Source organism: Exiguobacterium sp. s130 (assembly GCF_018619055.1).
Taxonomy (GTDB): Bacteria; Bacillota; Bacilli; order Exiguobacteriales; family Exiguobacteriaceae; genus Exiguobacterium_A.
On record NZ_JACSNI010000001.1, the window covers coordinates 320,462 to 339,979 of the forward strand.

Genomic DNA, 19,518 nt, shown 5'->3' on the forward strand with positions numbered 1-19,518 from the left:
AGCAGCAGCGGACATTTGTCCACTGCTGCTTTGTTATTAGACGTCACATGCGCGTCAAGAAGACGAGTTCAATCTCATCGCGGAATACGCGTCGAACTTCCGTGAAGCCGAAGCGAGCATAAAGAGCGAGCGCGGGAAGATTACGCGCTCCGGTCATGACATGTTTTGCGTGACTGTGTTCGAATAGATGTTGCAACAAGGATTGTGCAATCCCTTGCCGGAAGTATGCCGGATCAACGACGAGACGGGTGATTGTCAGAGCGTCAACCGTGACGGCACCAGTGATGTTATCGTCGATAACATAAACAAAACCAGTCGGTGCCTCTATGTTGATGTCATCAATCGTTTCTCGCAATGGCGGGAAATCAGCAGTTTCGAGTAATCGTGCTTCAATCTTGTAAGCGCGGCGCTGAACGTCTAATAGTGACGTATGATCAGTTGGTTGAAGTGACCGAATCATCTGCAGCCTCCGTCATAGTGCCGTCCGTTGTCTCATCAGTCGGTAGATTGAGCTGTTCCTTCAACGTCGTTTTTGCATCCGCAAGTGAAGTCAGATCAAGTTGGTAGTAGTAGACGCCGTTGATTTTCGTATCCGTTCCTTTTAAATCAATCCGGTTGACCGAACCGATTTTTTTGATGAATGGTTGCAATTGGAATGCTTCCGTCAACGACATGTTCGTTTTGAAGTTATCACCGGTCGCATCCATCAGACTGTTCAATTTCGTGATGGAACCGAATGAGGTGGATTGATCGACGATCGCTTCGACGATTTGTTGTTGGCGTTTTGTTCGACCGATATCACCTTCAGGATCTTGATAACGCATTCGGGCATAAGCGAGTGCTTCCTCTCCGTTCAACGTTTGTTTCCCCGGCTCCAATTTGACGCCATTGCGCTTATCAGATGAGTCGAGCGTATCGATCGGTAATTTGACGTCGACATCGATGCCACCTAAGGCGTCAACGATCGCGACGACACCGTTGAAGTTGATCGAGGCATAATAGTCGATTGGGATATCGAGCAACGTCTCGACTGTTTCAATCGTTGAATCGATGCCACCAAAGGCATAAGAGTGATTGATTTTATCTTCGTAACCGACAGAAGGGATCTCGACGAGTGAATCACGGGGGATGCTGACCATATCAACGGTCTGATCGTCCTTGTTGAATGTCGCGACAATCATCGTGTCAGCACGTGAGGAAGTGTCACCAGGTCGTTCATCCGTTCCGACGAGCAGAACGGAAAAGTGATCTTTCGTCAAATCAATGGCAGCTTCTCGTTTCTCGGACTTGTCACCGCGTGCTAAATCGACATTTGCATCGTTTGCGGTCTGGAACGTCTTGTACGCGACGTAAGCGAAGGTTGCACCTCCACCTACGAGCACGACCAGAAAACTGATCACGAACACTTTGAACCAAGAACGTTTTTTCTTTATCTTTTTTTTATTGCTTCGGGTTCGCTCTTCCACGTTCATTAACCCCTAACTGTATCTGAATTTTTGAAAAACTTTAAAATTCTTTATAATCAGTATAGCAGTTCAGGAAATAATGTCACGTTCGAGGTAGCGTGTAGAGCCGCTTGACAACTCAGCTTGACCATTCGTCATGTTCGTCATCCAGTCGAGAAAATCCGGAACATCGGCTGTCTTGACGAGGACGTCGATCTGGACTTGATCGAGGTAATGGATCTGATCAATTGGATGGACGCTTGCCCGCAGTTCGTTCTCAAGCTTTCCAAGCCATGTATAATCGACGGTGACGGAGACGACAGTATGTTCGATCCGTTCGACGACACCGACTGCGTTCAGTGCTTCAGAAACGCTCGAACCATAAGCGCGGATCAATCCACCGCCACCGAGCTTGATACCGCCGAAATATCGTGTCACGACAACGACCGTATCGCGCAAGTCTCGCTTTTTCAATACTTCAAGCATCGGAACACCGGCCGTTCCGCTCGGTTCACCGTCATCATTCGCTTTTTGGATCTCATTGCGTTCACCGATGACGTAAGCGGAACAATTATGGTTCGCATCGTGGTGTTTTTTTTTCAGCTCGGAAATGAACGCCTGGGCTTGTTCTTCCGTCGTTGCACGCGCTAAATAGGTGATGAATCGTGACTTTTGGATAATGATTTCGTGGAAACCGTTTTCTTTTACTGTATAATAATTAGATATTGTCATAATCAAAAATGTCCTCCTCGTTAACTAGTTTTCTCTAGCATAACGACGTTCCAAGAGAGAGACAACCGTAGACGACTGGCAAGGAATGGAGGGAGTACCATGACGAATGAGATGAGGGAGCGGCTATCCTTGAATGATATCGTACAGAACATCATCGGCGTCGTAGAAGAGAGTCGGGAAGAAATCGTCCGGATCACGGAAAATTCTCGCGAGCAGTATGCCGAAATTCAGCAAGAACTACGCGACCTGAAGATTCGGGTGCACGACTATATAAAAGAAGCAGAACGACTTGAACGGCATATCAAGGATGCGAAGGCGCGACTCGTCGTCGTCAGTAAGAACTTCGACAGCTACTCGGAACAGGATGTCCGGTCGGCCTATGAGACTGCAAACGCGTTGCAGCTCGAATCGTTCATCAATCAACGAGACGAGATGAATTGCCGAAAACGACGTGATGAGCTCGAGCGCCGACTGATTCAGCTCGATGAGACGATAGAACGAGCAGATCAATTGATTGGACGTGTCTCGGTCGTCTTGAACTTCTTGACGGACGATATGCAGATGATGAATGAAAAATATGAAAAGGCGATGCAAAAGCAGGAGATGGGTCTAAAAGTCTTCCAGTCCGCCGAAAATGAACGCCGCCGGCTGTCGCGCGATATGCATGATGGTCCGGCACAGACGCTTGCCCATGTCTTGATCCGAGCAGATTTGATTGAAAAGATTCACCAGCACAATGGGGCAGAGGCAGCTTTTGAAGAAATTCACCGTTTACGGACGTTGATTCGGGATGGGCTTGCTGATATCCGTCGTATCATATACGATTTACGTCCGATGACGCTTGACGATCTCGGATTCGTTCCGACGCTCGAACGTTATCTTCGTCATATTCAAGAAATTTCGAATATTCCGGTTCACTTCAACTATCTTGGAGGCGGTGAACGAATCGATTCGACGTATGAAGTTGCTGTCTTCCGAATCGTGCAAGAAGCCGTCCAAAATGCAGTTAAGCATTCCAAAGCGAGTGACATTCGTATTATCATAGAACAATATCAACATTCCGTACGAATCCATGTAAAGGATAATGGCGTTGGATTTGATTTTGATTCCATCGTCGCGTCGTGTGACGAGTCATTCGGACTCGTCGGTATGCGTGAGCGGATCGAATTGATCGATGGTGAATTCGAAATCGAGACGCAACCCGGAAAAGGTACGGTCATCAAGGTAAAGATTCCGATCGAGGAATCTGAAGCGAGAGGGGAAACACTGTGAACAACGAGCAAGTGAAAGTAGTCATCGTCGACGATCATCAGTTATTCCGCGAAGGCGTTAAACGAATTCTTGATTTCGAAGAAGAGTTCGTCGTCGTAGCGGAGGGGGAAAGCGGAGCGGAAGTCATCTCGCTCGTCGAAACCCACCAACCGGATATCGTCTTAATGGATATCAACATGCCGCAAGTCAATGGTGTCGAAGCAACAAAACGTCTGATGGAAGTCTATCCGGACGTCCGTGTCATCATCTTATCGATTCATGATGATGAGACGTATGTCATGCACGCACTCGGTGCGGGCGCGGTCGGTTATCTCTTAAAAGAAATGGCAACCGATGAGCTCGTCAATGCGATTCGTTCCGTATACCGCGAAGGTGGCTACGTCCATCCGAAGGTCACACCGAACTTGTTACAGGAATATCGTCGTTTGATGAAGATGAAACAAACGATGGCATCACAGCCTGTTGAAAAACGAGTCGCGGAAGCACCGCTCCACGTTCTAACACGTCGCGAATGCGAAGTCTTACAGTTACTGGCGGACGGCTTCTCAAACCGCGCGATCAGCGATACGTTATACATCAGTGAAAAGACGGTCAAGAACCACGTCTCATCGATCCTTCGGAAGATGAATGTACCGGACCGTACTGGTGCCGTCGTCGAATCAATCCGCCGTGGATGGGTCGTCGTCTAATATCTCGAAAGACAGGAGCCGGGGCTCCCGTCTTTCTTTTTTTATCCAAGGAAAAATGCTACACTTAAAAACGATTGTGGCGTGTCACATTCGGCAGCGTCACGACGGAACTATAAAAGCGAGGAAATTCACGGATGAGCCAGATTGTGATCTTAACGGATAGCACAGCCTATCTGCCAACTACCTATTGTGAAGAACATCAAGTGCACGTCGCACCACTTAGTGTCATCTTCGACGGTGACGCCTATCGAGAAGGGTTTGACATCTCAGTAGCTGAATTTTATGAACGCATCCAGACGGGCAGCCTCCCGACGACATCACAACCGAACATCGGTGATCTCGTTGCGTCGTTCGAGCAATTGCCGGAAGGAACGGATATCATCGGTATCACACTATCGAGTGGGATCAGTGGAACGTATCAAGCGTTACATACGATCAACATGATGGTGGAGCATGTCAACGTCCATCCAATCGATTCACGTATTTCCTGTATGCCGCAAGCGTTTCTCGTCCAAGAAGCCGTTCGTTTGCGAGATGCAGGAGCGACGGCAGAGACGATCGTTGATCGTCTGGAGACATTAAAAAAACAGATTCGAGCCTACTTCGTCGTCGACGATCTAGCCCATCTCCAGCGCGGTGGACGTCTGAGTGTCGCACAGGCATTCGTCGGCTCGTTTCTGAAGATAAAACCGGTCCTTCACTTCATCGACGGGAAAATCGTTCCGTTCGAAAAAATCCGGACGTTCAAGCGAGCGGTCAATCGGATCGAGGAAATGATGAAGGAAGACATCAAAGGAGACGGAGCAGGATATGTCATCGGTGTCATCCATGCTGAGAATTCTATGAAAGCAGAAGCAGAAATTGCCGAACTAACGGCACTTTTCCCGCAGGCGCGCATCGAGATGAGCTTCTTCGGACCCGTCATCGGGACCCACCTCGGACCTGGTGCAATTGGTATCACATGGTATCATGCAGCGGAATGAACAATATATCCGAGAAAACAGATGAGCAACAGGAATTCTCTTACATTGAGAATACCTGTTGCTTTTGTTTTGTCAAAATCCTCGATTTTCATGAATGATTCTACTTACGACAACTTTTAGAGACATAACATACACTATTTTCTTAATTTGACTGAGGAAAAAAGCGATGGAGCAGGAACGAATGCGGACAAGGAGATACCAGGCATATGCGAGAAAGGAACGTCACAGAAAGGAGAGGTCATGATGATGGATCTTCGAGGACGGCTCGTACCTGCTGAATGGATAGATACACCAAACGAAACATATCGATACATGCCAGCCGTGACATGGCGTTGTCAACGGTGTGGCGCACTACCAGTACGAGGTGCCTGTACATGTGGAAAAGCCTGTTATTATTGTCGAAAATGTCTCGCTTATGGCAAATTGCGAAGCTGCGGGAGGCTCGTGACGGATTTGGGAGCGCTTGATCCAGTGATCCCGTCGCAACACGGACCATTGTTGTTGACGCCGGCGCAACTGCGCATCGCACAAGCAATCCAGCAGACCGTCTTGCGTCCGAAACGACTTCTTGTCCATGCCGTGTGTGGTGCCGGAAAAACGCCGATGCTCTTTCCAGGAATCGCCGACGCCCTTACAAACGGACGACGTGTTCTTGTCGCAGCACCTCGGGCGGATGTCGTTCGGGAATTGACAGGGCATTTAAAGCGAGCATTCGCAAATACGTCCATTGTCTCTTTATACGGTGGTTCGTCGGAGCGTCTCGAGTTAGGTGACATCACGGTCAGTACGACACACCAATTGATTCATTACCGGCATTGTTTCGATGTCGTCTTCTTGGATGAGGTCGATGCCTTCCCTTACCGGATGGACCGGACGTTGCACCGGTACGTCAAACGAGCGATGACGAAAGACGCTGCCTTGATTTTATTAAGCGCCACCCCTTCGTTTTGGCATCGACGCTTTCCGATAGTCCGACTGATGCGACGCTATCACGGGCATCCGTTACCGGTACCAAAGCTCGTCGTACCTTATACCGAACAGATCGTATTCGATTGGTTGGCGCGTCATGCTGCTGTACCACGGCTCGTGTTCGTCTCGCGTATTGCGGAGCTTGAGCGATGGCAGAACCGATTCGCAGATGCAGGCTATACCGTCGAGACGGTCCATGCCGCGGATTCAGAACGAGTCGAGAAGGTCCGACGCTTTCGACAATCGACAGGAATCTTACTGACAACGACGATTCTAGAGCGGGGTGTGACGATCGAAAACGTCCAGGTTGCGATTCTTGATGCCGATCACGGATTCAGTACGGCAGCCTTGATTCAAATCAGCGGACGTGTCGGACGATCGTCGGCGTATCCGGATGGTGACATTTTATTTTGCGCGAATGACCGAAGTGATGCGATGTATGAAGCGATCCATCACATTAAAAAAGCGAATGCCGTGCAACCATGAATCGATGTTTATTCTGTCAAGAGGTCTATCTACCTAGTTGGGAACTCGGAAATCTCTGGACTAGGCAAGTGACCTGTCCGACCTGTAAAATAAAGTTTGTAAAAAGAGGGGAATGCGTCGATTGTGGAAAGCCGGGTTCGCCATGCTGTTCAGATTGTACGGCGTGGCGGCAACAAGGGCTGACGCTCCAGACGACACCTCTTTATCTGTACAATGAGGCAGCCAAGGAATTCATGCGTCGGTTCAAGTTTCTCGGAGATACTGCGTTGCTTGAGATGTTTACCGATGACTTGAAGAAGGTAAAAATCAAACAAGCTGTTCTTGTTCCGATACCGTTAAGCACCGAGCGTCTCGCAGACCGTCGTTTCAATCAAGCGGAGTTGATCGCACGCCAGATGCGTGGGAAAATCGCGCCGTATTTGAGTCGTTTGGAGGGTCCTGCCCAAAGTAAGGCAGGACGACAGGCTCGGCTTGCGCGAAGTAATCCGTTTTGCGTGACAAATGACGTCAAAGGGAAGAACATCGTGCTCGTCGATGACGTCTACACGACAGGTGTGACTCTTCGGCAGGCAATGTTTCGACTGAAGGAGGCAGGCGCAAAAGAAATTTCTGCTGTAACTTTATTTCGAAGTGTTTAAGAAAGCGACAATCCTGCCGATACTCTGTATGAGGTGAAAGAAATGGATGTCATCAATTGTAAATCTTGCGGAAAGTTAGTCGTGCGTCAATCTTCAGAACTGTGTATTGATTGCATACGAAAGGATCATACGGATTTTGAGAAGGTGCGCGAATTTCTGCGAGAACGACGAAAAATCCGGACTTCACCTAAAGATGTCGAGATCGGAACGGGTGTCAGTCGAGATACCGTCTTCCGTTACATCAAGGAAGGGCGCTTATTGATCTCCGAGATTTCCCAAATGGAAATCATGTGTGAGAATTGCGGGAAGCCCTCCCGTGAAGGCACGATTTGTGCCGCATGTCGTGATCGTTTACGACGTGACCTCGCCCAGGCGATGCTTGACTCTTCTGACTCTTCGAAACCAAGGACGTATCGGACTTGAACTAAGAATCTTGTAGTCTAGAAAGCAGGTGTTCACATGCGAATTGATTCTACGAAATGGGTGAACATGCCCAAAACGTACGAAAGAACTCAATCAGTAGAAGGAACAAAAAACCAACGCACGAACCGTCCGGACGAAGTCAGTATCTCAACAGAAGCGCGCGCGCGTTTTAATGAGACACAGACGTCACGGACTGAAAAGATTGAATCCCTCAAGCAGGCGATCCAGGATGGAACCTATAAACCGGACGCGAAAAAAATCGCGGAACGTTTCTTGAACCTGTAAGCGGAACATCGTAGAAAATGGAGGCGACTCGGGGCACGGATGCGCGGGTCGTTTTTTATATGAATGGAACCTTTTTAATTCGGAAGGAGAAACCGAATGCAACTCATCAATCAACTCAACGAGGCGCACGCTCAATTGCTCGCGCTCGCAGAAGAAAAGAAGCACGTCTTGATCGCAAACGACATGCGTCGCTTGTCTGAAATCGTCAAGGAAGAACCGGTACATATCAAGCGGATTGAAGCATTAGAGCAAGAGCGACTTGCACTGATGGGTAGCGTGACGATGACCGAATGGATCGAGACGCACCCGGAAGATATCGACTCACTCCGGACATTGTTGCAGGCGATCGGTCAGTTGCGGCAGCTGAATGCACTGAACGCAGAGTTGCTCGAGCAATCGTTGCACTATTTGGATTGGCATCTTCAACTCTTGATTCCAGAAGCAGACGACTTCACATATGGGCAGTCCGCACTGAACCAGACACACTTTAACCGAAACGCGTAAGGAGGAATACGGATGGGATCGACTTTCATGGGGCTTGAGACAGGACGTCGGGCATTAACGACGAACCAGTGGGCCCTGCAATCGACTGGAAATAACATTGCGAACGCCGGTACGGAAGGATTCTCTCGTCAGCGTCTCGTCATGGGAACGACAGAACAGCTTTCGATATCGCTTGGATCTGGCCGAAATGGTCAAGTCGGAACGGGTGTCCGCGGAGAAATGATCGAGCGGATTCGTGACATCATGCTCGATAAGCAATACCGGGATGAAGTGACGAAGGTTTCCTATTACGGCACGAAGGAAGCGGCGTTCGGACGGATGGAAGATATCATCAATGAACCGTCGGATACGGGTCTTGCGAAAGCATTCGACGGGTTCTGGGAATCACTTCAGACCTTGTCGACGAACCCGCAGGACTCGGGTGCGCGCAGTGTCGTCCGGCAAAAAGCAGAGACACTCGCACAGACCTTCAACTACATGTCGAAGGCAATCAATCAAGTCAAATCAGACTTAAAAAGTGAAATCGATGTCTCGACGAAAAAAGTCAACGATCTCTTGCAAAAAATCCATAACATCAATACGGAAATCCATGTCGTCGAACCGCTCGGTACCTTGCCGAACGCGCTCTATGATGAACGTGATCGCTACTTTGATGAACTTGCTCAATATGTCGATTTCGAAAAAGTGACGGTAGACGCTCAGGCGATTGAAACAGGGAAGATGGGGAATGCGTTACGCAATGCAGAAGGACGTATTGACGTCAACATCAAGTTTCCGAATGGGGACAAGCTGCTTGCGGTCGACTCCGACTTACCGAAAGCAGGAACACTAACCTTCACGACGAACGATCAAGGACTATACACAGGCTTCAAATCGGAGACACAAACCTACACGTTCGATCAGTTAGGCGGTTTCTCAACAGGTCGTTTGACAGGATTGATCGAGATGTACGGGCAAGAACGAGACGGTCAAGCTGTCGGTGAATACGTCAAGATGGAGAGTCAACTCGATGAGATGGCGAAGACCTTCGCCGACGCGTTCAACGCCGCGCACGCGACGAACTTGAAAAAAGACGGGACAGCGGGATCGAATGCGTTCTTTGCTTCGACAAGTGGCGACATCACGGCAGCCACGATTTCTGTCGGTACGGACATCAAAGCGAGTCTCGATAACATCGCGACGTCGACGGACGGAAACATCGGTGACAGCCAAGGTGCGCTGAAACTGGCGAAGATGAAGACGGCAAGCATTACGTTCACGAAGTCGAACACGACGACGACGATCGGCTCGTTCTATCAAAACGTCATCGGCAACATGGCGGTCTCGACCGACCAAGTCGCGCGCCTCGGAAAAAGTGCCGCTGTCTTGATGGAGAGTGCGGACCAGCGGCGTATGTCGATGTCTGCCGTCTCGATCGATGAAGAGATGACGATGATGATTCAGTATCAACACGCTTATAATGCAGCAGCACGAAATATTACGACCGTCGATGAGATGATCGATAAAATCATCAACGGTATGGGACTCGTAGGACGGTGATGAATAGATGAGAGTAACACAAACGATGTTGACGAAAACGAATATCGGGCACTTATCCTCTAGCTACCAGCGCTTGAGCACGCTTCAAGAGCAATTGATCAGCGGGAAGAAAATTCAGCGTCCATCCGATGATCCGGTCGTCGCGATGCAGGGCGTGCGTTACCGGACGGAAGTACGAGAAGTCGAACAGTTTAAGAAAAATGCCAGTGAAGCAACGGGCTGGATGGACTTGACGGATTCGGCCCTTAACGAAGTCACGTCGGCGATGAGCCGGATTCGTGAGTTGACGACACAGGCGGCGACGGATACGTATGATGCGACACAGCGTAAAGCGATCCAGAGCGAGGTCGGTCAATTGATCGAACACATCGGGACGCTCGCGAATACGAAATACAATGAAAAAGGGATCTTCAACGGGACGAAGACGGATACGGAATTCGTCTCGATGGACGGATTGCGTGATTACTTAGCAAGTGCTTCAGGTCCTGTTGACGGTGTCTTCACGGATGGCGATCCGACGGGTAAGGAGACGGAGTCGATTCAATATGAAGTCTCTTCCGGTATCGAAGTCCAAGTCAACATCTCGCCGCTTAGCGTCTTTGGACCGGGAACGTTCCAAACGTTGAAAAAAGTCTACGATGCCTTAGGGACGAATGCTGACAATAATGGAGCTGCTTTATCCGGTATGTTGAAGGATATCGATGAGATGGTGAACGGCACGGTCGAGACGCGTGCGGATCTCGGGGCACGGGTTAACCGGATGGATTTGAACACGTCACGGCTCGAGGATCAGGAAATCATCGCAAAGACGGTCATGTCGGATAACGAAGACATCGAGGCGGAAAAAGTCATCATGGAACTGAAGTCGTACGAAACGTTACACCGAGCGGCTCTCAGCGCCGGAGCACGTATCATTCAACCGACGTTACTCGATTTCCTACGATAAGGGGTGAAGGCAGATGAATCTTCCACATCTTGAAATGCGTCAGACGGCAGCACGAATCGGGATGAATATCACACGTCCGCAAATCGAGCAGAAGCAGACACCTGCCTCCCTTTCGATTGAACAGCCCCGCGGGGAACTGTCGATTGAAACCGTCGCGGCACGTCTTGAGATCGATTCGACACAAGCCTGGATCGAGATGGGGCGTGTTCCTGCGCTCGAGTCCGTTCGGCAGTACGCTGCCTACGGTCGACAAAAGGGACAGGAAGCGGTCGCGCAGAGAGCATCGGAAGGGGATCAACTGATGCGGATCGAGCAGGGCGGGGGAACGGTCGCGCGGATTGCAAGAGCTAACGACACACCGCCTGCCGAAGTGACGACACTCGGATTCATCCCGCGGAGTCTCGATCGGGTCAAGACGACCTTTACACCGGCGGAAGTCCGATTGAGCTACACCGCGAATCGTCCGAAGATCGATGTCGAAACGCATCAACCGGAGCTGACCGTAAAAGACGGACAGGTCGAGATTTTCTTACAAGAACAAAATCAATTGAATATGTGGCCGGTTGGTGGCATATTCGACGGGGAAGGATAACGACATGCAAATCGAAACCGATTTTTTTGGAACTATCACGATTGACGAGACGGAAATCATTACTTTCGCGTCCGAATTACCAGGTTTTCCGGACGCAAAGCGCTTCATCCTGCTCCCGTTCGGAGAGGGCGTACCGTTTTGGTCGTTTCAATCGATTGATCAGCCGGAGTGTGCGTTCGTCGTGACGAACCCGTTCTGGATTGATCCGGAATACGTCTTCGAGTTACCGGACGCAGCAAAAGAGCAGCTCGGGATTGAGGATACAGCGCAAGTCGCTGTCTATACGACGGTCACGTTGCGAGATCCGTTCACGACGTCGACGACGAACTTACGGGCACCCTTCGTCATGGAGACGAAACAACGACTCGCGAAACAAATCATCTTAGACGATACATATACGAATCGTCATCTGATCGGCAGCTTGACGGAAGTAGGTGGTCGCTGATGCTCGTACTCAAACGAAAGACGGGAGAAGCGATTCAAATCGGTGACGACATTGAACTGACGATTCTTGCGATTGAAGGCGATCAAATCAAGCTCGGTATCAAGGCACCGCGACAGGTCGATATCCACCGGAAGGAAGTTTACTTGTCGATCCAAGAAGAGAACACGGAAGCCTCCCGTAGCACAGGGTTGATCGGACAACTCTTGAAACAACAGGAAAAATGATTCCATTTGAATGTCATTGGAACGTATTTTTCTTGTGAACGATACGCTTCAAACGAGGATGAAAAGACTCCCTTTGCCTGAATCTAGCGCAAAGGGAGTCTTTCTTATCATGAAACGAATGCTGAAACGCGTTGAATCGTGTATAGTAATGGAGAGAAAAGAAACCTTTTGAGCCAAAGAGGGAGTTGTCAGGAATGAATGAGACGAAGCAGCTGAAAAAAGACGCGAACCGAGTATTGAAAGCGACGAGTCGCACCTTCTATATCCCGATTAGTCGACTATCGCAAGACTTACAGGAAGCGGTCGGTGCTGCTTATCTATGCATGCGCGCCATCGATGAGATTGAAGACCATGAGGACTTGGCGACGGACGTCAAGACGATGTTGCTCCGGGAGACAGCATTGTTGATGCGGGGCACATTTTCCGCTACCGCCTATCTTGAGTTGATTGCGCCGTATACGGCACACCTACCAGAAGTGACCCTTCGTCTACCGGAGTGGATCGCCTATTGTCCGGCTGCGATTCGTCCGAAAGTGCTCGATTCGACGGCTGAGATGGCAGAAGGCATGGCGGTCTGGGCTGAGCGTGACTGGACGGTTGAGACGGAAGCGGATCTTGATGAGTACACATACTATGTCGCGGGACTTGTCGGTGTCATGTTATCCGACATCTGGTACTGGAAGGCTGGTATCGTCACCGATAAACAGCAAGCGATCGGATTCGGTCGTGGTTTGCAAGCCGTCAACATCCTTCGTAACCAACAGGAAGATGCGGAGCGTGGTGTCGGCTACTTCCCACCTGGTTGGACGACGGATACGATGTTCGCCTATGCGCGTGAGAATCTCGCGGAAGCCGATGCGTACCTTGCGTCCATCCCGAAGGAGACGACGATTTATGAATTCTGTCACATTCCACTTGCACTCGCACATGGAACGCTGGATGCCCTTGCAAAAGGGAAAGAAAAACTAAGTCGTCCAGAAGTCTTGAAGATCGTCGGCGCTGCCGTACTAAAACGATAAGCATAAACGAACAGCCGCCCGGTTCCGTCAAGGAAGTGGGCGGCTGTTTTTAACGTAATAGATAAAATGCGAGTCCAATCAAGTCAGAACCCGTCCAAATCAAAGCGATCGTCCGTCCATAGGGCAAACGATAGCCGGCGCGACGGGAGACGAATAGTCCGATCGTCATTACCGTCAACGCGACGAACCAGGTCAAGAATATAGATAGCTGTTGCATGTGTCTCTCCTTCCATCAATGCAAGTCAGACAAATAGGTCAACACTTTATCTTCATACGCCTTCCGGTCATGCGCGTATGACTGGACGTGTCCGCCGTTTTCCGTCACGTAGAGTTCCGAGCGCGGTGCAGCTTTTTGGATTTTCATGCTTTCCGTGACGGGAATCGCATCATCATCCTTCCCGTGAATCAACAGAATCGGGTACTCGATGCGCCGGACCGTTTCGACCGGTTTGACTCGTTCTGGATTAAGACCTGTCAACGGTGGCGTGATCTCAAGGATGATCGGTGTGAACGGGAAGTTCGGTAACCCGCTCCAGACGGGCAGGTTCGTTGCGAGATAATTCTCTAAGTCGCTGAACGGGCTATCGGCGATGACACCGACGACATCCGCTTTCGGTGCCGTTACGAGTGATGTCGCTGCGCCCATCGAGATACCATAGAGGACGACCGGTTTTGAAGAACGTGACTTCGCGTAACGAACAGCTGTCAGTAGATCATCTTGTTCCTTGGCACCGACCGTAACGCGTTTCCCGTCCGATTCACCCGATCCTCGGAAATCGAACGTCAAGACGTTGTATCCGGCATCGTGAAACTTCTTAAATAGCGGGAAGACAGGAACATCATCTTGTTCCCGGTTCTTGCCATAGCCGTGAGCGAAAACGATCGTCAACTTCGCATCTTCGCTTGGCATCCACCAGCCAGACAAACGTGTCCGGTCTTTATAAGAACGGAAGGTGACATCTTCATAGTCAAGTCCTTCTGCTTTTTTGGGTGTCGTCGTCAAGGCTTCGCGTTCCGGTTGCGTCAACGATGATCCGACATAACCGGAAATCCCGATGACAACGATGACAGCGAGCGTCACGATGACGATCACGCCGCCGATGATTTTCTTACGATGTTTTTTCCACACCCGCGTTCCTTCCCTTCGTTCGGTTAATGGATATCTTTTTTCTTGAAGCGACCGCCATGGACATCATGGATGTTGCCGATCGCGATAAAGGCTTGTTCATCGAAGTCACGAACGATGTCCTTCAGTTTAGATTCTTCGAGCCGGCTGATGACACAAAAAATGACTTTTTTGCCGTCACCGGTAAAGGCACCTTCCCCGTTTAAGTACGTCATGCTTCGACCAAGTCGGTCCATGATCGCAAGACCGATCTCTTCGTAATTCTCCGAAATGATCCAGACACTCTTCGATTGATCGAGTCCGTCGATGACGACGTCAATCGTCTTGAAGGCGACGAAATAGGTGATCAACGAGTACATCGCTCGGTCCCAACCGAAAACAAATCCAGCAGCACCGAGAATGAAGACGTTGAAGAACATGACGATCTCACCGACTGAAAACGGTGTCGAGCGGCTGAAAGAGACAGCAAGAATCTCAGTTCCGTCGAGTGATCCACTCGAACGGATGACGATCCCGACGCCGATTCCGAGAATCAAGCCACCGAATACGGTCGCGAGCAGATCAACACTCGTCAATGGACCGATGTGTTCGAGGAGTTTCGTTGCGATCGCCATGACGAAGATCGCATATAACGTTGACAGGGCAAACGTCTTTCCAATCTGCTTATAGCCGAAAAAGATGAACGGGATGTTCAAGAAGAACAGCCACAAAGCGAGCGTCGTATCCGTCACCTTTGAGCCGATGATCGAGATTCCGACGATCCCGCCATCGATGATGTTATTGGGAACAAGGAATCCTTTCAGTCCAAGCGCGAAGATGACGGCGCCGATCGTCAGCATCAGTAATCGTCGAAAAAGCTGAACTTTCGTAGAGCGGCGATGATGTTTCGTAGGTAGTGGTGACTGCATGCCATTACTCCCTTCCATAGTAAAACGCTTTAGGATTACTATAACAAAAAAGCACGAAGACGTGTGTGAACGTCTTCGTGGAGAGGTCAAGGGCGATAACGTAACGACTGGAAGAAACGCATGATCTGTTCTGCTTCGATCGGATTCGTATATTCACCGATGTATTGATGATCTTGTTGTCCGGTGATCGTCACTGTGCAGGAGACGAGTTGAACGTCTTCACTCAAGCGAATCTCAAACGTTGCGTCCGACAACGGTAACAACGTCTTTGACGAAAAATAGAGTGCCCGCGTACTCGTTTGATGCGCTTCAATGTCTGAGAAGGGCAGTTCGAACGACTGGGCATGATGTGTCAGCATGCGAACTTTCCCAGAGACGGAAAAACGGGGAACGGTATCGCTCGACAAGGAACAGGCTTCGATTGGATACAAAATCTCCCGCAGGAGGAACGATACCATGACATCCGCTGGAACCGGGCGACTGAATAGATATCCTTGGATACTCGGACAATTGAGCGTCCGGAACGTATCGAGCTGACGGAGCGTCTCGATGCCTTCGGCGACGACGGTCAGATTGAACTCACCTGCCATGTAGAGAATGCTTTTGACGATCGCTTGGGCTTTGGCGTCATCCGTGATGTGGGTCGCGAACTGCCGATCAATCTTGATGACGTCGATCAGATAGCGCTGCAGGTAGACCATTGAGGAATAGCCTTTCCCGAAGTCGTCGAGTGCGATCCGAACACCGATCCGGCTGACGTATTCGAGTGTCCGACTCGTCATCGGATCATCCATGATTAAAGCCGCTTCCGTGATCTCAAGTTCGAGTAACTCAGGCGCGAGATCGTACGTCGACAGCATCCGCTCGATATGGTGTTCGAAGCCAGGGATCAAGAAGCGTTTCGGTGAGACGTTGACGGAAATTGGAACAAGCTCTGCTCCGGTCGCCTTCCAGTCTTGCATCGAACGGCACGCCGTCTCGACGACCCAGTCTCCGATTGCGACATGTAAGGCACTCTCTTCGGCAAGCGGAATGAAATCGTTCGGTGGAATCCGTCCCCATTCCGGGTGTTGCCAGCGAATCAGTGCTTCTAAACCGACAATCTTTCCTGTCCAGCTGTCGACTTTTGGCTGATATTCGAGGAACAGTTGATCACGTTCGATCGCGTAATGTAAGTCCTGCTCGAGCCGGTAGCGCCGGTAATAATCGATATCGAGATTCGATGCGTAGTGGTGTATCGCACTGTGATTTTCACGACGCGATCGTCGTAAGGCGGTATAGGAATGCTTTAACAATTCGACGGCGTCCGTACTGTCTTCCGGATAGCGACTGACCCCAACGGAAATACGTGCGAACAAGGCGTATGGTTCGATTGAGATCGGTGTTTCCGATAGATCGAGTAGTGCCTCGGCGCATGCCGTCACGTCCTGTTTATCGCTTGTCGGTACGAGCAAGGCATACTCATCACCACCAAGATGTCCGAGAAACGTTCCATCTGACTTTGTTTGTTGTAATAAGGCAGCCGTTCCTTGTAGCCACTGATCACCGGAGCCGTGTCCGAAGGCACTATTGATCTCAGCAATCCGGTTGAAGGAGACGGTGAGGACGAAGAAGGGGTGGTCCTTCTGTTGCCACACATCGATCGTCTCAATCAGTGCTTGCCGGTTCGGCAGATGCGTCACAGCGTCACGTAAAGCGAGCTGTCGCAATCGTTCCTCGTACGCTTTTTGAAGCGTGATATCATGCATGATGCTGTTCGTATAGGCAATCGTACCGTCCAGTTGGAAGACAGGGATTTGTTGGTCCTCAATCCATTTGACGCGACCATCCGGGAAGTGAAGGCGGTACTGAATCGTATCAGCTTGACCGTCCACCAATCGTCCGATGAATTGTTTCATTGCAGCATGATCGCGGGCGTCTAATCGTTTGAACAACCACTCACGACTAAAGATTAAATCTTGCGGCAATTCTTCAAAGATATGGAGGAATCCTTGCGAATGAAACAGGATCCGACCCGAGAATAAGTCGATTTGTGAAATCGCGGCGTTGACGGATTCATAGATTTCACGTGCCTGCGCCCGTTCCGTAACGAGTTGCCGGCGTGCCTCGTCGACTTCCGATAAGTCATAGAGGACGACCGATAGATGATCCGGATGATGGGGACGATGGAAGGCTTTCAAGCGCAACAGCTGATAGGTATCGTCAGCGGTTAGCAGGGAGACTTCCATTTCAAAACGTTCCTTTTCACCTGCAATCAAACGTTCCATCTCGAACCGGAGTGGATCGAAGTCGCGAGGATGAATCCGACTGAATAATTGTGCTTGATCGAGCGTCGTTGCATCGGTTTCCGACAACCCTAAAAAATGGAGGAGTGCGGGGGAGAACTCGATCATTTGTGTGTGGATATCAAAGTGGAAGATGACGAGTTCCGGAATCTGTTCCGTCAGTTCAAGTTGAGAGCGAATGGACGAGACATCTTCTTCGAGTTGTTTCTCACGTGTAATATCACGTGCGATCCCGTAAACGCCGATGACTTGTTCGTCTTGTTCGATCGGCATGTTCGTAATTTTTAACGTAACCCGGTGTTGATCGGCATGGAGTCCTTGTGCCGTATAATGAACGGTCTCACCATGTAGCGCACGATTGAAAAAGGATGTCACCGCTTCGACTTGATCAGGTGGATTGAAGACGGCAAAGTGCTCATAGAGCGTCTCAGCGGAATAGCCGAGCATGTCCCGTAACTGTTCGTTGAAATAGATGATCGTGCCAGAGACATCAAATAAAAAAATTGCATCTGTCTGTTGTTGAAAGAAGGCTTCCGCCGTTTCCGGACGGGATACTTCAAGTCCACCGATATAGAGTGGGGCTGTGTCGGATTGACGAATCCGATTCATCGCTTCATGAAAAGCCATCCACGTCACCTCCTTACGATACTAACGTTCTCTCTACTAGTATCGGGTGTAGGAAATGGAATTTGCAACATTCGTTCAAGGAATAGACTTATTTTTCAAAAAAGTGAACCAGTATATGAAATTCATGATTAAAAGACAATTGTCCTAACGTGAACAAAAAAAGCCGAAGCTCTGATGAAAGAGCCTCGGTCTAATCTTTAAATCGCTAAATCGACGGATGTAGCACTCGCATTCGGATCCGCATCCGGTCCTTGATCCGGTGCGCCCGGCATGTCACCATCCGGACCAGGTCCGTGTCCTCGACCATCGCGTTCTGGTCCTTTTTTCAAATCAGCGTAGCTTGAAACCGCATCCGCTCGTGACTGGATGTGTTCCTTGATCTGTTTCGCTTGTTTTTCTGTCAGCTTGCCATCTTTGACTTGTTGATCGACGGCAGCGTTTTGCGCTGTTAGGACAGCTTTCTCGAAATCCGCGTAAGCAATCTTGTTCGCTTCCGCGAATTCAGGCAATGCTTGATCCGCTGCTTTGAATTTCGCTTCATCGAGTCCAAGTGCTTTTAGAATCGCTGATGTCGCGTCGCCGAAGACACCACCTGGTCCATGGTCACCGCGCTTATCGTGTTCATCGCGATCCGGAAGATCATCATAGCTCTTCGCGTCCTTGTATTCCTCTGTCAGACGAGACTTGATTTCTGTTGCTTGTTTTTTCGTCATCTTCCCGTCTTTGACGAGTTGATTGAGTTCACTCGTCTGAGCTGCAAGCAACGCTTTTTTGTAGTCAGCGAACTTAATCGATTGTGCCTTCGCATAAGCAGCGAGCGATTGATTCGCGGCATCGAATTTTGACTGACTCAGTCCGAGTGCCTTCAAGACGTCAGCGATCAACGATTCGTTGAAGAAGCCGGGTCCGCCGTGACGACCGATCGGCATTTTGTCTTTGAGTTCATCGTAGCTCTTGACGCCACTGAACCGTTCCGTTTGACGCTTCAACATATCGTCTGCTTGCGATTGTGTTAAGTCGCCTGATTTAACGAGACTTGCGAGCTGTTCCTTCGCTGCTGCGAGTTCTGCCTTTTTATAATCAGCGAACGAGATGCCTTTTGCTTTCGCGAGATCGGCGATTGATTGCCCTTTCTCCCGGGCAACATCTGCCTCAGCTTGTGTCAGATTCAATTTTTTCAAGAGTAACGTCATGTCGTGTTTTTTCATACCTTCGAAGTGGTGTCCGTGTTTCGCTTGTTTTGTCGTGCTTGAGTCATCGTTCGTCGCAGCGTATGCTGATGCGCCTCCGACGGTTAATGCGCTAATTGTCAATGCAGTGATCCATTGTTTTTTGAATGTCATGGGATGATCACTCCTTTCACCTTTTATGGTAGAGGGTC

The 19,518-nt window shown here is 49.8% G+C and carries 22 protein-coding genes; 14 read left to right on the forward strand and 8 right to left on the reverse strand.

Features of this window, described 5'->3' with window-relative positions:
- Positions 1-43: 43 nt before the first annotated feature.
- The 3 genes from HZS85_RS01555 to HZS85_RS01565 form a co-directional block, all read right to left on the reverse strand.
- Positions 44-460, reverse strand: coding sequence for a GNAT family N-acetyltransferase (locus HZS85_RS01555; RefSeq protein WP_056063092.1), 417 nt, complete (start codon positions 458-460; stop codon positions 44-46).
- Positions 435-1,466 (reverse strand): LCP family protein, encoded by a 1,032-nt coding sequence (locus HZS85_RS01560; RefSeq protein WP_214852436.1) that lies wholly within the window; start codon positions 1,464-1,466, stop codon positions 435-437. Before HZS85_RS01560 ends, HZS85_RS01555 begins: the two co-directional genes overlap by 26 nt.
- Positions 1,467-1,535: 69 nt before the next feature.
- Positions 1,536-2,177: a YigZ family protein gene (locus HZS85_RS01565; protein WP_214852438.1), complete on the reverse strand. Its 642-nt coding sequence runs from the start codon at positions 2,175-2,177 to the stop codon at positions 1,536-1,538.
- A gap of 99 nt (positions 2,178-2,276) precedes the next feature.
- On the opposite strand from HZS85_RS01565, the gene HZS85_RS01570 reads away from it, so the two are divergent.
- From HZS85_RS01570 to HZS85_RS01635, 14 genes are all read left to right on the forward strand, one after another.
- Complete coding sequence (locus tag HZS85_RS01570) at positions 2,277-3,449, forward strand: sensor histidine kinase (RefSeq protein WP_214852439.1); 1,173 nt, start codon at positions 2,277-2,279, stop codon at positions 3,447-3,449.
- A complete protein-coding gene (locus HZS85_RS01575) occupies positions 3,446-4,138 on the forward strand; it encodes a response regulator (protein ID WP_029342537.1) in 693 nt (230 codons plus the stop codon). The genes HZS85_RS01570 and HZS85_RS01575 overlap by 4 nt, the downstream gene beginning before the upstream one ends.
- Positions 4,139-4,272: 134 nt before the next feature.
- Complete coding sequence (locus HZS85_RS01580; RefSeq protein WP_214852441.1) at positions 4,273-5,121, forward strand: DegV family protein; 849 nt, start codon at positions 4,273-4,275, stop codon at positions 5,119-5,121.
- Positions 5,122-5,364: 243 nt separating this feature from the next.
- Positions 5,365-6,576 (forward strand): helicase-related protein, encoded by a 1,212-nt coding sequence (locus tag HZS85_RS01585; protein ID WP_214852443.1) that lies wholly within the window; start codon positions 5,365-5,367, stop codon positions 6,574-6,576.
- Positions 6,577-6,809: 233 nt separating this feature from the next.
- Positions 6,810-7,214: a ComF family protein gene (locus HZS85_RS16685; RefSeq protein WP_231496900.1), complete on the forward strand. Its 405-nt coding sequence runs from the start codon at positions 6,810-6,812 to the stop codon at positions 7,212-7,214.
- A 144-nt stretch (positions 7,215-7,358) separates the two neighbouring features.
- Positions 7,359-7,637 carry a hypothetical protein gene (locus HZS85_RS01595; protein ID WP_155960182.1) on the forward strand — a complete coding sequence of 93 codons (279 nt, stop codon included), beginning with the start codon at positions 7,359-7,361 and terminating at the stop codon, positions 7,635-7,637.
- Positions 7,638-7,673: 36 nt separating this feature from the next.
- Complete coding sequence (gene flgM / locus HZS85_RS01600) at positions 7,674-7,922, forward strand: flagellar biosynthesis anti-sigma factor FlgM (RefSeq protein WP_035410118.1); 249 nt, start codon at positions 7,674-7,676, stop codon at positions 7,920-7,922.
- A gap of 96 nt (positions 7,923-8,018) precedes the next feature.
- On the forward strand, positions 8,019-8,426 hold the full coding sequence (locus HZS85_RS01605) for a flagellar protein FlgN (protein ID WP_214852448.1): 408 nt from the start codon (positions 8,019-8,021) through the stop codon (positions 8,424-8,426).
- A 12-nt stretch (positions 8,427-8,438) separates the two neighbouring features.
- Positions 8,439-9,965: a flagellar hook-associated protein FlgK gene (gene flgK, locus HZS85_RS01610; RefSeq protein WP_214852450.1), complete on the forward strand. Its 1,527-nt coding sequence runs from the start codon at positions 8,439-8,441 to the stop codon at positions 9,963-9,965.
- 7 nt (positions 9,966-9,972) lie between these two features.
- A complete protein-coding gene (flgL, locus tag HZS85_RS01615; protein ID WP_214852452.1) occupies positions 9,973-10,911 on the forward strand; it encodes a flagellar hook-associated protein FlgL in 939 nt (312 codons plus the stop codon).
- 13 nt (positions 10,912-10,924) lie between these two features.
- Complete coding sequence (locus HZS85_RS01620) at positions 10,925-11,503, forward strand: DUF6470 family protein (protein ID WP_214852454.1); 579 nt, start codon at positions 10,925-10,927, stop codon at positions 11,501-11,503.
- A gap of 4 nt (positions 11,504-11,507) precedes the next feature.
- Entirely contained in the window at positions 11,508-11,948 is a 441-nt protein-coding gene (gene fliW, locus HZS85_RS01625; RefSeq protein ID WP_056063060.1) for a flagellar assembly protein FliW, read from the forward strand.
- The gene (gene csrA, locus HZS85_RS01630) at positions 11,948-12,172 is read left to right on the forward strand and encodes a carbon storage regulator CsrA (RefSeq protein ID WP_035410102.1); all 225 of its coding nucleotides are present in this window, start codon (positions 11,948-11,950) and stop codon (positions 12,170-12,172) included. Before fliW ends, csrA begins: the two co-directional genes overlap by 1 nt.
- Positions 12,173-12,366: 194 nt before the next feature.
- Positions 12,367-13,191, forward strand: coding sequence for a squalene/phytoene synthase family protein (locus HZS85_RS01635; protein ID WP_035410098.1), 825 nt, complete (start codon positions 12,367-12,369; stop codon positions 13,189-13,191).
- A gap of 49 nt (positions 13,192-13,240) precedes the next feature.
- Here HZS85_RS01635 and HZS85_RS01640 read toward each other — a convergent pair whose 3' ends face one another.
- The 5 genes from HZS85_RS01640 to HZS85_RS01660 form a co-directional block, all read right to left on the reverse strand.
- On the reverse strand, positions 13,241-13,408 hold the full coding sequence (locus HZS85_RS01640; protein ID WP_214852456.1) for a hypothetical protein: 168 nt from the start codon (positions 13,406-13,408) through the stop codon (positions 13,241-13,243).
- A gap of 15 nt (positions 13,409-13,423) precedes the next feature.
- Positions 13,424-14,320 (reverse strand): alpha/beta hydrolase, encoded by an 897-nt coding sequence (locus tag HZS85_RS01645; protein ID WP_214852458.1) that lies wholly within the window; start codon positions 14,318-14,320, stop codon positions 13,424-13,426.
- 23 nt (positions 14,321-14,343) lie between these two features.
- Positions 14,344-15,225, reverse strand: a complete 882-nt coding sequence (locus HZS85_RS01650; protein ID WP_214852460.1) for a YitT family protein — start codon at positions 15,223-15,225, stop codon at positions 14,344-14,346.
- An 86-nt stretch (positions 15,226-15,311) separates the two neighbouring features.
- Positions 15,312-18,137 carry a sensor domain-containing protein gene (locus HZS85_RS01655; RefSeq protein ID WP_214852462.1) on the reverse strand — a complete coding sequence of 942 codons (2,826 nt, stop codon included), beginning with the start codon at positions 18,135-18,137 and terminating at the stop codon, positions 15,312-15,314.
- A gap of 197 nt (positions 18,138-18,334) precedes the next feature.
- The gene (locus HZS85_RS01660; RefSeq protein WP_214852464.1) at positions 18,335-19,480 is read right to left on the reverse strand and encodes a hypothetical protein; all 1,146 of its coding nucleotides are present in this window, start codon (positions 19,478-19,480) and stop codon (positions 18,335-18,337) included.
- Positions 19,481-19,518 lie beyond the last annotated feature (38 nt).